The sequence below is a fragment of the Wolbachia endosymbiont (group A) of Apoderus coryli genome, assembly GCF_947251615.1.
In the GTDB taxonomy this organism is placed as follows: domain Bacteria; phylum Pseudomonadota; class Alphaproteobacteria; order Rickettsiales; family Anaplasmataceae; genus Wolbachia.
Genome location: NZ_OX366367.1, coordinates 1,059,478 through 1,074,188, shown reverse-complemented (window position 1 = coordinate 1,074,188; position 14,711 = coordinate 1,059,478). Strand labels below are relative to the sequence as shown.

Sequence of the window (14,711 nt, the reverse complement as noted above, 5' to 3'; positions counted from 1 at the left end):
GGGCTTCTTTTGCCTTTTTTTTGTTTGGTAAATTTCTTAAATATTTATAGTTGCAATTTAAGAGCCCGTAAAGGGTGTCATTCCAGTGCTCCTGTGATGTATTCCAGTGCTTGACACTGCTCTCCTTTGTCATCCCAGTGCTCAGACACTGGGATCCAGTTTTCCATATGATTCCATCAAGAACGTTGTATTTTACATAACACTTTTATGCTTACCAACCCAGTGTCCAATCAAAATTCCTGGATCCCAGTGTCAAGCACTGGGATGACACCGAAGGGGCTACTCGGATGACACCCTTTTGGATGGAAACCAGTGTCAGCTACTTTCATAACATCATCATAAAGTAAAATGAGATCCCAGTGTCTGGGCACTGGGATGACACCCTTTTGGATAGAAACCAGTGTCTGGGCACTGGAATGACACCATCATAAGGTGAAACTGGATCCCAGTGTCTGGGCACTGGGATGACAAGAAAGAGGCTACTTGGATGACACCCTGACAATCGTCATCCCGCTGCTTGTTAGCGGGATCTGAGATACCGCGGCGGTATGACGTAGGACTACTGTCATGCAAGTACTAGAATCCAGTAAGCTTATTTATGCATATAAAAGGTTATTATTTTGTAAAGTCAAAGTTGCTTTTGGTTTTAAGTTAAAGTACAATAAATGCAAAGGCTCATATGATGAATTGTATAGTAAAACTGGATCCCAGTGTCTGGGCACTGGGATGACATCAGACAAACAGTCGTACACATGCTAGTCAAAATAGGTACCAGAGGAAGCAGCCTTGCAGTTGCCCAGGCTTTGGAAGCAAAACAAAAGTTGCTGGACTCTTTTCCTAACTTATCTATTGAAATTGTTAAGATAAAAACTTCTGGAGATAAGTATGCAAACGCAAATCTTGCTGAAATAGGGGGCAAAGGATTATTCATTAAAGAAATTGAGACTGAATTGCTCGAAAATAATATAGATATGGCAGTTCATTCGCTAAAGGATGTGCCTGCGTTTTTCTCAGGGGGTTTAACAATTCCTTGTGTTTTAGAAAGGCTAAGTCCATGCGATGCGTTTATTTCTCATAAATACAATAGCCTTGAGTCTTTGCCACAACAGGCTACTATTGCCACTTCTTCAATAAGAAGAAAAGTTCAGTTACTAAATTTTAGACCAGATTTAAATATAGTACCGTTACGTGGAAATGTAACAACCAGATTGCAAAATCAAAGTTTTGATGGAATAATTTTAGCTGAAGCTGGACTCATAAGATTAGAAAAGCATCACTTAATTACAGAGGTATTGCTACCAAAAGTTATGTTAAGTGCAGTGGGACAGGGAGCGATTTGTATTCAATGTAGGAGGAATGATGTAAAAATTATCGATCTTTTAGAGAAAATTAATAATAATATGTCTTTTATAAGAGTGAAATCAGAGCGCAGTTTTATGAAGACAGTGAATGGTTCATGTTTTACACCACTTGCAGCTTTGGCTGAATATGTGAACGAAAATATGCTACACCTTCGTTGTATGTTGGCAGATGGAAAAAATATATACTTCACTGAGCGCACTTCATTTATAGAAGATGCGGAGAAAATGGGTATGGATGCAGGGTTAGAGTTGAAATCAAAATGCTTATAAGCTTACCTAAAGTACGTGGAATCTATCGTTATGACATCTTAATGTCTAAAGCAACGTGGTTAAATGTCGGTGGACGAGCTGATATATTATTTAAACCACGTGATATTGAAGATTTAACATGCTTGATTAAAAACACTGAGTTGCCAATTAACGTTATCGGTGCAACATCCAACATAATAGTGCGAGATAGTGGCATTCGAGGAATAACAGTAAAATTAGGTAAGGAGTTTGCATATATTAAAAGTAAGGGTAACAACTCTATTGTTGCAGGTGGTGCTGCGCTGCTCAGGAACCTTGCTTACTTTGCAGGAGAGCAACAAATTAGTGGACTCGAGTTTCTAGTTGGAATTCCAGGAACAGTTGGTGGCGGAATAGAAATGAATGCAGGTGCATATGGTAGTGATATCGCAAGTGTTGTACAATCCATAAAAGCAGTGAATCTAGAGGATGGAAACCTATATGAGTTCTCCAGCAAAGAAATGGGGTATTTTTATCGTGGACATGGCCTAAAAGGGAATTGGATTTTTGTTGAAGCTGAGTTTAAAGGAGTAAACTCAGAGTATGAGCTTATATTGCAAAGGTTAAAGGAAATTATCGATAAAAAAAACAAAAGCCAGCCAACGAGAGGAAAAACTGCTGGGTGCATATTCAAAAATCCAAAAAACTATCGAGCATGGGAGTTAATTGATAAATCTGGCTGCCTAGGGTTAAATATTGGTGGAGCTAGAATCTCTAAGAAACATTGTAACTTCTTGCTCAATTACAATAATGCAACTGCATCTGACTTGGAAAACCTTGGCAACAGAGTAAAAGACGCAGTGAAGGATAAATTTAATGTTGAACTTGAGTGGGAGATAAGGGTTTTGGGTAGCTATTAGACAGTTTTTATAGCTTCTGTATATTCGTTCAGGAAACGGCAAATAAGGTAGACAAGTAATCTAAAAAAATAATCATAGAGAAAACGTGAGGTAATGTGGTTAATCTTGTAGAACTTTGCAAGAATCTATAGCTAAAGTGACTTAGGTTCTCTAATTGCACGGGAATGTTTAAAAAACCATACGCGTCAAGTTAAGGGAAAGTAGCATAAGGAAAAAGAAAAGTGGTAAAAATTATTTTAGATATTAAGCAATAAAGCTAGTAATTTATAGACTCTTCTAAAAGAATTATCTTATTTTAGATCAAAATTTCCAAAAAAATAAATGTAACAAACAAGTTTAAATGGTGCTATATTGGGCCTTAACTTGACGCGTATGGTTTATTTAACACTCCCATTTTCTGTGAAAGACAGATATAGAAAAACAAGAGTATCCACCTTAAGTTCATTGAATTTTCTTACCCTTGTTTCTTAACTTGACGCGTATGGTTTATTTAACACTCCCCTTTCTAATAGTAATTTTTGCGTCAAAACGCTCCTCAAATGCATCAACCCGGTCCTGTGATTCCTTCTCCACTAACTCGTTCAGGACTTGGACTATCTACTTGAGAATCTGGCTTCATTTCCTGAGCTTTCTCATTAACTTTTTGTTCTACCTCGTTTATTTCATTGTTACCAATGGCCATAATTGCAGGTTGAAATTCGCTCATAAAATCTACAAGTTTCTCCATGTCTTCCTCATGAGTACTAGTACCCTTGCTCATAAGATTGTTCAAAAGATCAGCATTATCTTCCCCTATTAACTGTCCTATGGCTGCTAGTTGCTCTTGATTCTGAAGCATTTTTATTATTTTTATTTCATTACTAAGCATTGTTCTTTCTCCTTCATCAGCTTCAAGATTCTTTTCCATTAAATTGCTTATTAACTTTTCAAAATTATTTTCTCTTCTTTGAACTTCAGGCAGCCTATCTATTAAATCTTTATATGAACTTTTTACTGCTTTCCCTGCTTCAATCGCGCCTTCTTTTATTTTTTCCCCTGCCTTTCCTATACCTATTCCTACATAACGTGCTCCAATAGCTACAAGTGCTATTAATGTAGCAAGCACAATAAGCGGAGAAAATGCTACTCCTAATACTATTCCAGTAGAAGCTATTCCAATTTTTTTGTTTGCAGATGCTGATTCAAAATAATTGACTAGATCATCCAGCGGACCTTTATTATTATTTATAACATTACCTATTGCTTGATCATTGACATGCTTTAGCGCATCTTCTATTACTTCTAAGTTGGTTTTTTCAAAAGTTGGACTTTTAAGTGCTTCTTCAATGAATTTTATAAATAATTCTTTGTTGACCTCCTTTTGCAAGCCTTGGTCATTAATCGCTAAACCTACATTATTAAAATTCATTTTTTCAACTTGTTCTGATAGGGCTTTAAGTAACTCCTCTTTTCCCTCTGATGGGGATTGTGCGATGCTTTCTATTATATCTGAAACAGCTTTTCTTAGTTCTTGGTAGTCAGTTTCATTATCAAAGAACTCAGCCACATTTTACTCCATTGACTGTAAATATACCTAATTATACATACTAATTATTAATTATATTATAATTGATATAACATACCCCTTTCCAAATATAGAATTTGTATTAAAATATCTAGATTATATGAAATCAAGGTACTTTATGGGTGAAAAAAAATTAAAAGCTGCTGTGGTTTTATCAGGGTGTGGTCACCTTGACGGTGCAGAGGTAAGAGAAGCGGTTTTAAGTCTGCTTGTGCTTGATCAGCAGGATGTGGATGTTAAATGCTTTGCACCTGATATCAATATCACACAAGTTATGAATCATAAAACAAAGGAGGCAGTGAAAGAAAAAAGGAATGTACTTGTAGAAGCAGCAAGAATCGCAAGAGGCGAAATATATGACTTAAAAGAAGCCAAAGCTGAAAATTTTGACATGCTAGTTGTACCTGGTGGATACGGAGTTGCAAAAAATTTATCTGACTTAGCTGAAAATAAAGGCATGGTGACAGTAATGCCTGAATTTGAAAGATTAGTTTCAGAATTCTTTGTTACAAAAAAGCCAATAGGAGCGATATGCATATCTCCAGCTATCATTGTTTCAATTTTAAGTAGTAAGATAGGTAAAGAAGAAAGTAAGGTTAAGGTAACTATAGGAGATGACAAAGAACAGTTGATAGAAAAGCTTGGCGGCGAACACATAAAGTGCGATACAGGGTTATCAATAGAAGACGAAGAGTATAATGTATTTTCTTGTTCTGCTTATATGCGTAGTGACGAAAGTACATACTCTGTATATCAAGGGATAAAGCATATGATTGACAGCATGGTAAAAAAGATTAACAAAAAAACTAAACAGCCATTCCTCTAAGATGTAGTAATTTAGACTTCCTTACACAATTAACTGTTGAATTTTACATTTCTAGCTGTATTATGGTTATATAGCTAAAGTGATCTAGGTTTACTGACGATTACTTGTTAGCGGCGTGGCGTAGGGCTGCACTAGCTATATATATTTAGCTCTTTTTTTATAAACGTAAGGTGTTTTATATGTCAGACCTTTTCTATATTGAAACTACGTGTTGTGTGGACGGTCAGTGTGATATCTATACAGGGGAAGTGAGTTTTAATGATGTCATGTTAGGCAAGTTCAGTCTAAATTCGTGCAGCGGGAAAGAAGCTATGATAAATCTAGACGTTATTACATTCGATATTAATATCGCTATTGATGGTCAAAATGGAAAGACAATAGAAAGAGACCTTAAAGGTCTTGAATTTGTAACTAAAGATGATGGTTCTTGGTATATTAATAAGAATTTTGGTAATGATAGATTTGAAGTTATAGTAAAGCAATCATAATTTTACATCTCAGGTGTAACATTTAGTATAGGTGCTATTCTATTTATAATGTTCTTTACTATAGGCGCAGCAATTATTCCCCCGGTATGGTGTATCCCTTGAGGTTCATCAATAGCAATTAGCACTATATACCTTGGGTCAAGCATGGTTAGCACTCCTATAAATGACGCTATGTTTGCATCTTTGCTATATTTACCATCTACAACTTTTTCCGCCGATCCAGTCTTTCCCCCTATTGAATATGCCTTTATTTTTGCTTTCCTGCCAGTGCCATCTGTTACTGCTGCGCGTAATAATTTTCTCATTTCCCTGGAAGTTCTTCTTGAGATAATTTGCTCTCCTATACTTCTTTTATTCAACATCAAGGTTGCGTTATGAAATATCCCATTGTTGATTAATGCTGCTGCAGTTTGTGCAAGATGTATAGGAGTTACAGCTATGCCATAACCATAAGATGCTGTTATTAAAGTGTTTTCACTCCATTTATCCGGGATTATCGGTGTAGATTTTTCTGGTATTTCTATTTTCAAAGGAGAAAATAGCTTCATAGCTTTAAAGTATTCTACTTGTTTTTCAATACCTAATTTGACTGCAATTTTTGCTGCACCAATGTTGGATGATTTTACAAATATATCTTGCACAGTAATTTTTGGAATTTTAGATTTGTGAAAATCCTGAATTTTATACTTTCCAATGGTGATTGGTGTTGATACGTCATATAAATCGCTAGTTTTTGTAACGTTTGCATCAAGCGCTGCGGCTATTGTAAAGAATTTTAATACCGACCCCATCTCATACACCCCAAGACTGGCGCGATTAAACTTTTGTACGTCTTCTGCCTTATTCTGTAGGTTGGGGTTAAAATCAGGTAGACTGACCATCGAGATGACTTCACTATTTCTCACATTTAAAACAATTCCTACTCCGCCGAGTGCCTGATATCTGCTTACAGCTTTAGTTAGCTCTTCATGCACTATGCTTTGCACTCGTGTATCTAAGGATAGTATTATGGGCTTTTCTTGCTCATTGTTTTTACTTATATATGCCTCAATTCCTGCAATACCATTGCCATCTATGTCAGTGTAACCAAGCACGTGTGAAAATAAATTACTGTGAGGATATATACGTTTTACATCGTTATAGAAGTTTATTCCTGGCACGCCGGCATTTTTTATTGCTAACAGTTCTTTTGGAGTCAAGTGCCGCTTTATCCAAGCAAATTTCTTTTCTGAAGTAAGTATTCTATATAAGTTCTCGTATTCGAGGTCATGCAAAGTAGAACACAGTTGTGCTGCTATACTTTCCGGATTCTTTACTTTGGTTGCATCTGTATATAGTGATGTTGTGGGCACATTTGTTGCTATTACCACTCCATTTCTATCTAAAATATCAGGTTGTTTATGTACTATATTATCTTTTCTAAAATTTTCTGAAGTAGTAGGTTGATCAAATGTTAAAGAGAATATGCGAAAAATAATTATTATATAAAATATAAATAATGGTACTATAAAACACAGTGAGCGGAGCTTATTTTTAAGTAATGCTTGCATATTTACTTGATTTGACAAAAATGGAAATCATCTTAGCTGAGCCGCGAGGTTTTTGTGCCGGGGTAAAAAGAGCTGTGGACATATTAGCTATTACTTTAGAAAAATACAAAAACAAGTGCCAAGTTTATGTGCTACACGAAATTGTTCACAATAAATATATAGTAGAGGACTTTAAGAAACAAGGAGTGGTTTTTGTGAACAGTATCGAGGAAATTGAAGATAATGGAGGAATACTGATCTTCAGCGCGCACGGAGTGTCAAAAAATATAGAAGATGAGGCAAAAAGAAAGGGTATTCAAGTGATTGATGCAACATGTCCTTTAGTCAGCAAAGTGCATAAAGAGGCAAAAAGGTATGAAAACAGTGGTAAAGAATTAATTCTCATTGGGCATGAAAACCATCCAGAAGTTAAGGGAATTAGAGGAAGAGTAAATAATCCTATCATTTTAGTGCAAACTGTGCAGGACGTACGCAATTTAAAAGTTAAAGATCCAGATAATTTGTCTTATGTTACACAAACTACGTTAAGCATCGACGATACCCGTGACATTATTGCTGCCCTGAAATTAAGGTTTCCAGGCATAACAGGTCCAGATTTAAAGGACATATGCTATGCAACGCAAAACAGACAAAATGCTGTTAAAAAGCTAGCTGAAATTGTAGACATGGTATTAGTTGTAGGAAGTAAAAATAGCTCAAATTCAAATCGCTTATTAGATCTATGCACTGCCAGAGGAAAAAGAGCCTACTTGATTGATAATTACAGCTGTGTGAATAAAAGCTGGTTTCAGGGCGTAGAAAAGATAGGAATCACTGCAGGTGCTTCCGCTCCTGACATATTAGTTGATGAATTAATAGACTACCTAAAAGTAAACCTGAGTGTAAAAATTTCAGTTATGCAAGGTGGTATTATTGAAAATGTTCAGTTTAAAATACCGAATTTGGTTTAAAACACAACTTATCTACTAAGCTTCTCTTGAAATCACACAAATCAGCATCTATAGCTAAGACGTCATACCGCGATTCATTAGACTTCTTGCATAACCTTATAACAAACTTTTATTGGGAATAGAAACGAAAAAACTTACTTGACAAACTCCGCCAGCCCCCTTATTATAGTATTAAGGGTATTTATGACTCAAAACTTGTTTTTGACCTGCAGGCTCAATGACAAAATTCAGTAAAAAACTCAGGGTATTTTTTGGCGGATTACATAAAATTATAGTGGCTGCATGTCTTTTAAAATTTTTCTACATTCAGCCAAATCGCGCTTATTTTAAGCGTTAGCACATTATTACAGCGCCAATTTAAAGTATTAGAGGGTCAAAACTCGCACCACGGGGCTTCTTTTGCCTTTTTTTCTGCTTAGTAAATTTCTTAAACATTTAAACTAAGGTGAGTTGCATTTAAAAGCAGCTAAATTGCAGTGTTTAAGACTTAAAAAACGCCAATACTGAAAATAGACAGTGACCAGGGTTTCTTTTGCCTTTTTTTTCGTTTGGTAAATTTCTTAAATATTTATAGCTAAACGACAATCGTCATCCCGCTGCTTGTTAGCGGGATCTAGAGATACCGTCACGGTATGACGAGGGAGAACAGTTAGCGGCTGAGATACCGCGAATGAATCGCGGTATGACGTAGGACTGCTGTCATTCCAGTACTCCTTTTTTTGTCATCCCAGTGCTTGACACTGGGATCCAGTTTTCCATATAATCTTATCGAAAACGTTGTATTTTAACGTAAAACATCTATTTTTATGCTTACCAACTTAATAAAATTCCTGGATCCCAGTGTCTGGGCACTGGGATGACACCATTCTTTTTTCTGGATTCCAGACTGGAATGACACCGTCTTGGATGGAAACCAGTGTCAGCTACTTTCATGACACCATCATAAGGTGAAACTGGATCCCAGTGTCTGGGCACTGGGATGACAAGAAGAGGGCACTGGGATGACAGGAGAAGGGGCTACTGCCGTCATAAAGGAACCAGTGTCAGCTACTCGGATGATACCTTTTTCTACTTAATTTGGGTTATGCAAGAAGTCTATTCGCGGTATCTCAGCATAGATTCCGCTAACACGTAGCGGGATGACGGTTGTCGGTAAGCCTAAGTCAGTTTAGCTATATGCTTTTAATTCCCCCAAAAGGAGAATTAAATATATGAGATTCTAGTTGATATAATTTAATGAATGGTTAGTTTAAATTACTAATTACTTAAGAAATTTTGATAATATTTAATCCACTCGCTTTTCTATTTTCCATATCGCGATGGGCTTGAATTATTTCATCAAATTTATATTTTTTATTGATCCGTACAGTTAAAAGTTTTTTTCTTATCATCTCGAAGATTTCCATTGTGGTAAGCACTAATGTGAATCTATCATGCTTATAATGGTATATTGAGGTTCCAGTTGCAAATAACGAACGTGAACTAAGTAAAGAAAAACTAATAGGAGCGTTACCTGATATCTGCCCATAGGAAACGTATATGCCGAACCTGCCTAAAGATTCAAAAGAGAGCTTGCTTGTAGCGTAACCTATGGGGTCATACACTGCACCTACTCCTCTGTTTTGCGTAATCTCCATAATTTTAGAAACGAAGTCTTTATCATTGTAGTTTATTGCGTATGTACAGCCACTTTGTAAAGCTGTCTTCATTTTTTCATCAGAGCTTACAGAGCCTATCACTACACCTTTTTTATCCTTTGCCCATTGGCATATTATTTGTCCTAAACCACCATTAGCCCCATGAACTAGCACGAAAGCACCAGGCCTAATTTTATAAGATTGATTAACTAAATAGTGAGCTGTCATACCTTTAAACAGCACTGCAGCAGCAACTTCATCAGATATGTCATCTGGAATTTTTATCAGATATTTCTGGTGTATAACGCGCTTTTCACAATATGCCCCTGGAGGAGCTGTGCAATATCCAACTCTATCTCCAACCTTCAATCCATCACTGATTTTTTTACCAAGCTTTTCAATAACTCCCACTGCTTCTACCCCAAGCACTGATGGTAAATTTTTAATTTTGCGCGTACCTTTTCTGTGCTCTAAATCATAACGATTTAAGCCAATAGTTGTGTGACGTACTAAAACTTCCTCGCCTTTTGGCTCACCTATATTCTTATCTACAAATTCTAATACTTCTGGTCCCCCAGTTTTTTTAATTTGTATAGCTCTAACCATGATGAATGTAAGATAAAAACTTTGATTATGTTATCTAATAATTAATATTTTGCAAAGTCATTGTTTCCACAATCAATAGACTTCTTGCGTTACCTCCTGTCATTCCAGCGCGTGACGCTGGAATCCAGATACGATTTCATCATATAAATCTTTCCATTCTTGATTTGTTTTTTCAATTAAGTTTATTTTCCATTTTCTCTGCCAGCTTTTTAGAAGCTTTTCTTTACTAATTGCTAAATTTATGTCTTGAAACTCCTCAAAGTAGACTAATTTACTAACATTGTACTTTGACGTGAAACCGGAAATGGCTTTGCTTTTATGCTCCCAAATTCGTTTAATTAAATTTGATGTTATACCTATATACAGGGTTCCATTTCGTTCACTTGCAAGTATATAAACATAATAACTTTTCATATATAGTAACCTGGATCCCAGTGGGCTTTGTTGCATAGCAACCGAAAAAATCTGGTGGCTACTGACAAAATTCATTATAAATAACCATTTAACTGTTGAAGAAAAAATATGCCACAGAAAATGAAAGTCAGTAACCAAAACGAATATAACAAATTCCTTGAAAAAAGGGGAAATATTTTTCGTTACATCGATGAAGCTATCGGAAATTGGTATGAAAATAGTCCAAAAATGCAGGGCGGCAACTATATTTACAGTGATAAAGTCGTAATTTTGGTGCATATAATTGTCAATCTTTTTAGAATTGGTTTAAGACAAACGGTGGGGTTTATAAAAGGATATCTGCAACAAATAGGAAAAAATTTGGCAGTTATCAGCTATTCACAAGCATCAAGAAGGTTTAAAAAACTTGATATTAAGATAAATGATTGCAGGGTTGATAAAAGCAACATGGAAAATATTGAAATTATCATAGATAGCACAAGTATCAGCATTTACAGTAACACTCCTGGCCACAGTAAGGAAAACAGTGCAGATAGAAAGTACCGAAGCTACGAGCAAGTAAGAAAGTTACATGTTATGTTAAGTGTGAATAGTAAAAAAGCTATAGCTGCAAGATACAGTAATGGCGTCTACTCTGACCACTATGGAGCTTGCGATTTGCTTGAAGAAGTTAATTTTCAGCACAAAATTATATGCAGATAGGGCATACGATAGGCACAAACTTTATAAATTGTGTAAGAAATACGATATAAAGACAAAAGTTCTACCAAAAAAGGATGCAGCAGAACATTCAAAAATAGATTATATGTCTGACAGAAATGCTGCTATTAGGTTAATAAAATTATATGGACAAGATGGTGTAAAAGAGTGGAAAAAGGAAGCAATTTATGGAAAGAGATCTTACATAGAAGGATTTTTCTCAAGGTTGAAGCAAGTATTTGGATTTAGCTTTAGGAATAAATCTGAAGTAAATCGTGAAAAAGAATTACTAATTAAGTGCTATTTGCTCAACAAATTCACTGATATTGGTATGGCTAAATTTGAAATCATTACATAAATTTGTCGTAAACCATCACTGCTTAAGGTGCTATGCAACAAAGCCATCCCAGTGTCAAGCACTGGGATGACACCATTTGTTGTAAACTCACTTTTACTCTATGGTTATACTACCTTGCCGCTATCCTGAACGGATACCTTCTTTCAGCTTTGGATGACAATAGGAAAAAGTTTGTTACTTAAGCTTAAAAAACGTGTATGATAGTGTTATTTCGCTCAAATCTTTTGTATTACTATCAAGCATTATCTCAGGATCTATATAGAAAGATACGGGCATAGCAGCTTTTTGTTTTGGTAGCAACATTTGCTCTTCAAAACAAAAGCATGCAACTTTATTGAAATACTTACCTGCTTTGAAAGGCGTAACGTTATATACTGCCATACCAAATGAAGACTGATCAGATAGATTTTTTGCGTAATAAAAAGCTAAACTTTGTTCTCCTATGTTTACGTCAACGTAGTTAGTTTCTGATTTAAACTCCCAAGGTAGATCGGACATTATATCAGCATTGAAATGGACCCTGATTTTTTGGTCAGTTGCACTTATTGTTGCATTAGTTACTTTTCTTGTTGTGCCACCATATCCAGTAGCTTTGCAAAAAATGCTGTATAGAGGCACCGATGCATATGCAAGACATAGCATCAACACGACTAAAGATATTAAAAAGAAAACTATAGAATTCTTACTACCTTTCCTTAAAAAGGAAAACATCTAGTCCCTATTATTGAACAAGTTAAGTAACCTGAGTAGATTGAGAAATATGTTAATAAAGTTAAAATAAAGATCAGTTGCACCCAGTATTGCCAATTTAGTAGTAGCGACTTCTGATCCGTCGTTATATTTATAATAAACGTCCTTGATTCTTTGAGCATCATACGCAGTCATTAAGGTAAAGACTATTACTGATATGAACGATATTGCAAAGTAGAGAGGACTACTTCCAAGGAATAAATTTACTATGGATGCTATAATTATCCCCAAGACTCCCATAATCAAGAAAGAGCCCATACTTGTAAGATCTCTTTTTGTGGTATTACCATATAAAGCCATAGAGCCAAACATAATTGATGTAATGAAAAACGCTCTTGCTATATTTTCTGCAGTATAAACTATAAAAATATAAGATAAGGAAAGCCCCATTAACACTGAGAACGAGAAAAATATAGTAACGGCAGACTGAGCACTTAGGTGTTGAATTCTATACCGCATATAGATCACCAATGCAGCTGGAGAGAATATTATCACAAGCGACAGAACAGGATTAGAATGAATTACCTGAAAAAGACCAGAAAATACCGTTAGAAACGCAACAAGCCCTGTAACGCCTAAAGCTAAAGCCATGTAGTTATATACTTTAGTTAGGTAACTTCTAAGCCCAGCACTATAATAAGCGCCTTGAGAGCGAATATCCTGTTCATTTCTCATGTAAGACATAATATAACTCCTTTTGTCTATTATTTAACACATTATAATATAAAACCACATTTTTATCAAGTATTTTTATTATAAACAGCTATGCGCTGGCATTTGTTTTAATATAAATAGAATATAGGCCTATTGCTGCTGCATTTGAAACATTTAAGCTGTCAATTACGTTTGACATTGGTATTTTTAAAAGATAATCACAATTTTCTTTAACTAACCTTCGCATTCCTTTCTCTTCGGAACCAAAAATAATTACTCTTTTTTTCTCAAAGCTCTTTATTTCATCTATATTTTCTTTAGCATTGCAATCAAACCCGTAACACCAGTAGCCGACCTCTTTTAAATACTGCATAGTTTTTACTATATTTGTAACGTATATTAGCGGGACAATATCTAATGCCCCACTTGCTGCTTTTGCAATAGATGCATTTTCACTCGGTGAATGGTTATGTGGTAAAACCAATGCGTTGACATTAAAACAAGCTGAAGTTCTTAAAATCGACCCAATATTGTGCGTGTCAGTGACTTGATCTAAAATGACTATGGTAGAGCTATCGTTCGAGCTTTCAGCTATTTCTTCAATGCTTAAGTTATAAAGAATAGGGGCAACATTTAAAGCAATTCCCTGATGGTTAGCACCTTTGGGTAAAACGTCATTAAGTATTTTGTTTTCTACTAATCGAACTTTAATGCCCTTACTGTCTACACATTGCCTAATTTCTTTTTCGTGTTCTCTATAGAAATTTTCTGTTGCTAACAGTTCTATACACCGCCTATTTTTATTCTTCAGTGCTGACATGCAGGTGTGCTTTCCATACAGCCAAAAATTCTCATTAGTTTTTGACGATTTCATCGTATTATTGAAAATCGGGTTTTTATAGAATAAGCAACATTTTACTATGTTTAGATATTGTTGTAAAATTATACAATTCGATTAATGCGTTTATGTCGGACGATGAGTTGGATTGGCAAAAAAATGTTAAGCCAATAGAATGTAGAAAAGTTACTTTGAAAGTTGATCATAAAGTAAATATAAAGTCTATGGTTGATAAAGGTACCTCCGACTTACAAGGGAATTTTCTTAATACCAATAATGGTAACTCATCATTTTGTCTTGACTACAACACAAAATCAAAGATTGATAGGGGTAAATATTTTATAAGCGATAAGCTCGATTTGCATGGCTATAATATAGAGGATGCTTACTGTAAATTGGTAGATTTTATTATCAAAAATTATCGAGCAGGAAATAGATGTTTATTGGTAATTACGGGATACGGCAGTGCAACAAATAAAACAGACACTATAAAGAATAACTTAAATAAGTGGTTAAATGATACTAAAATCCAGCATATGGTTCTATACTACCAGCAAGCTACGAAAAAACATGGTGGTAAAGGAGCTTTTTATGTTTTATTAAGAAGGAATAAAAACCTTGAGTCCTGATACTTAAAATTCCTTTTAAGCCTTAATTTTTCTTGTATAACCATATAAAAATCAGTGTTCGGCAGCGCATGACGCACAATTGTACAAACATTGTAGCCGTTATTCAAGTAGCTATAGAAACGAAAAAACTTACTTGACACATTTTGCCAGCCCCCCTATCATGGTACTGAAGGTATTCATTTATCTTCAATCTGTGCAGATCAAACGACAACAGTATTACGTAATGGCGTCTTATTTTT

Annotated in this window: 17 protein-coding genes and 1 pseudogene; 9 read left to right on the top strand and 9 right to left on the bottom strand. The window is 35.3% G+C overall.

Features of this window, described 5'->3' with window-relative positions; genetic code table 11:
• The first annotated feature begins 74 nt into the window (after positions 1-74).
• Positions 75-200, top strand: coding sequence for a hypothetical protein (locus OPR43_RS05485; protein ID WP_265034454.1), 126 nt, complete (start codon positions 75-77; stop codon positions 198-200).
• A gap of 125 nt (positions 201-325) precedes the next feature.
• Here the strand turns inward: OPR43_RS05485 and OPR43_RS05480 are convergent, their stop codons facing one another.
• The gene (locus OPR43_RS05480; RefSeq protein WP_265034453.1) at positions 326-502 is read right to left on the bottom strand and encodes a hypothetical protein; all 177 of its coding nucleotides are present in this window, start codon (positions 500-502) and stop codon (positions 326-328) included.
• Between the two features lie 65 nt (positions 503-567).
• Here OPR43_RS05480 and OPR43_RS05475 point away from each other — a divergent pair, with 65 nt between their 5' ends.
• Genes OPR43_RS05475 through murB form a run of 3 tightly spaced genes read left to right on the top strand, consistent with a single transcriptional unit; the run spans position 568 to position 2,509 of the window.
• Positions 568-759, top strand: a complete 192-nt coding sequence (locus OPR43_RS05475; RefSeq protein WP_265034452.1) for a hypothetical protein — start codon at positions 568-570, stop codon at positions 757-759.
• On the top strand, positions 753-1,631 hold the full coding sequence (gene hemC / locus OPR43_RS05470) for a hydroxymethylbilane synthase (protein ID WP_265035671.1): 879 nt from the start codon (positions 753-755) through the stop codon (positions 1,629-1,631). The genes OPR43_RS05475 and hemC overlap by 7 nt, the downstream gene beginning before the upstream one ends.
• Entirely contained in the window at positions 1,622-2,509 is an 888-nt protein-coding gene (murB, locus tag OPR43_RS05465; protein WP_265034451.1) for a UDP-N-acetylmuramate dehydrogenase, read from the top strand. Before hemC ends, murB begins: the two co-directional genes overlap by 10 nt.
• Positions 2,510-3,053: 544 nt before the next feature.
• On the opposite strand, the gene OPR43_RS05460 is transcribed toward murB, so the two are convergent.
• Positions 3,054-4,055: a hypothetical protein gene (locus OPR43_RS05460; RefSeq protein ID WP_265034450.1), complete on the bottom strand. Its 1,002-nt coding sequence runs from the start codon at positions 4,053-4,055 to the stop codon at positions 3,054-3,056.
• 136 nt (positions 4,056-4,191) lie between these two features.
• On the opposite strand from OPR43_RS05460, the gene elbB reads away from it, so the two are divergent.
• Positions 4,192-4,899 (top strand): isoprenoid biosynthesis glyoxalase ElbB, encoded by a 708-nt coding sequence (elbB, locus tag OPR43_RS05455; protein ID WP_265026419.1) that lies wholly within the window; start codon positions 4,192-4,194, stop codon positions 4,897-4,899.
• A gap of 179 nt (positions 4,900-5,078) precedes the next feature.
• Positions 5,079-5,387 (top strand): hypothetical protein, encoded by a 309-nt coding sequence (locus OPR43_RS05450; protein WP_265034449.1) that lies wholly within the window; start codon positions 5,079-5,081, stop codon positions 5,385-5,387.
• 2 nt (positions 5,388-5,389) lie between these two features.
• Here OPR43_RS05450 and OPR43_RS05445 read toward each other — a convergent pair whose 3' ends face one another.
• Complete coding sequence (locus tag OPR43_RS05445) at positions 5,390-6,937, bottom strand: peptidoglycan D,D-transpeptidase FtsI family protein (RefSeq protein WP_265034448.1); 1,548 nt, start codon at positions 6,935-6,937, stop codon at positions 5,390-5,392.
• 20 nt (positions 6,938-6,957) lie between these two features.
• On the opposite strand from OPR43_RS05445, the gene ispH reads away from it, so the two are divergent.
• Positions 6,958-7,887, top strand: coding sequence for a 4-hydroxy-3-methylbut-2-enyl diphosphate reductase (ispH, locus tag OPR43_RS05440; RefSeq protein ID WP_265035670.1), 930 nt, complete (start codon positions 6,958-6,960; stop codon positions 7,885-7,887).
• A gap of 810 nt (positions 7,888-8,697) precedes the next feature.
• Here ispH and OPR43_RS05435 read toward each other — a convergent pair.
• The 3 genes from OPR43_RS05435 to OPR43_RS05425 form a co-directional block, all read right to left on the bottom strand.
• Positions 8,698-8,862 (bottom strand): hypothetical protein, encoded by a 165-nt coding sequence (locus OPR43_RS05435; protein ID WP_265034447.1) that lies wholly within the window; start codon positions 8,860-8,862, stop codon positions 8,698-8,700.
• 290 nt (positions 8,863-9,152) lie between these two features.
• A complete protein-coding gene (locus OPR43_RS05430) occupies positions 9,153-10,130 on the bottom strand; it encodes a quinone oxidoreductase family protein (RefSeq protein WP_265026380.1) in 978 nt (325 codons plus the stop codon).
• Positions 10,131-10,229: 99 nt separating this feature from the next.
• Positions 10,230-10,544, bottom strand: a complete 315-nt coding sequence (locus tag OPR43_RS05425) for a GIY-YIG nuclease family protein (protein ID WP_253307275.1) — start codon at positions 10,542-10,544, stop codon at positions 10,230-10,232.
• Positions 10,545-10,652: 108 nt separating this feature from the next.
• Here OPR43_RS05425 and OPR43_RS08525 point away from each other — a divergent pair.
• Positions 10,653-11,601, top strand: a pseudogene (locus OPR43_RS08525) (IS5 family transposase).
• Between the two features lie 174 nt (positions 11,602-11,775).
• Here OPR43_RS08525 and OPR43_RS05410 read toward each other — a convergent pair.
• From OPR43_RS05410 to rlmB, 3 genes are all read right to left on the bottom strand, one after another.
• A complete protein-coding gene (locus OPR43_RS05410) occupies positions 11,776-12,312 on the bottom strand; it encodes a cytochrome c oxidase assembly protein (RefSeq protein WP_265034444.1) in 537 nt (178 codons plus the stop codon).
• Positions 12,313-13,035, bottom strand: a complete 723-nt coding sequence (locus tag OPR43_RS05405) for a Bax inhibitor-1/YccA family protein (RefSeq protein WP_265034443.1) — start codon at positions 13,033-13,035, stop codon at positions 12,313-12,315.
• Between the two features lie 79 nt (positions 13,036-13,114).
• Positions 13,115-13,879 (bottom strand): 23S rRNA (guanosine(2251)-2'-O)-methyltransferase RlmB, encoded by a 765-nt coding sequence (rlmB, locus tag OPR43_RS05400; RefSeq protein WP_265034442.1) that lies wholly within the window; start codon positions 13,877-13,879, stop codon positions 13,115-13,117.
• A gap of 92 nt (positions 13,880-13,971) precedes the next feature.
• On the opposite strand from rlmB, the gene OPR43_RS05395 reads away from it, so the two are divergent.
• Positions 13,972-14,472: a Smr/MutS family protein gene (locus OPR43_RS05395; RefSeq protein ID WP_265034441.1), complete on the top strand. Its 501-nt coding sequence runs from the start codon at positions 13,972-13,974 to the stop codon at positions 14,470-14,472.
• The last annotated feature ends 239 nt before the right edge of the window (positions 14,473-14,711 follow it).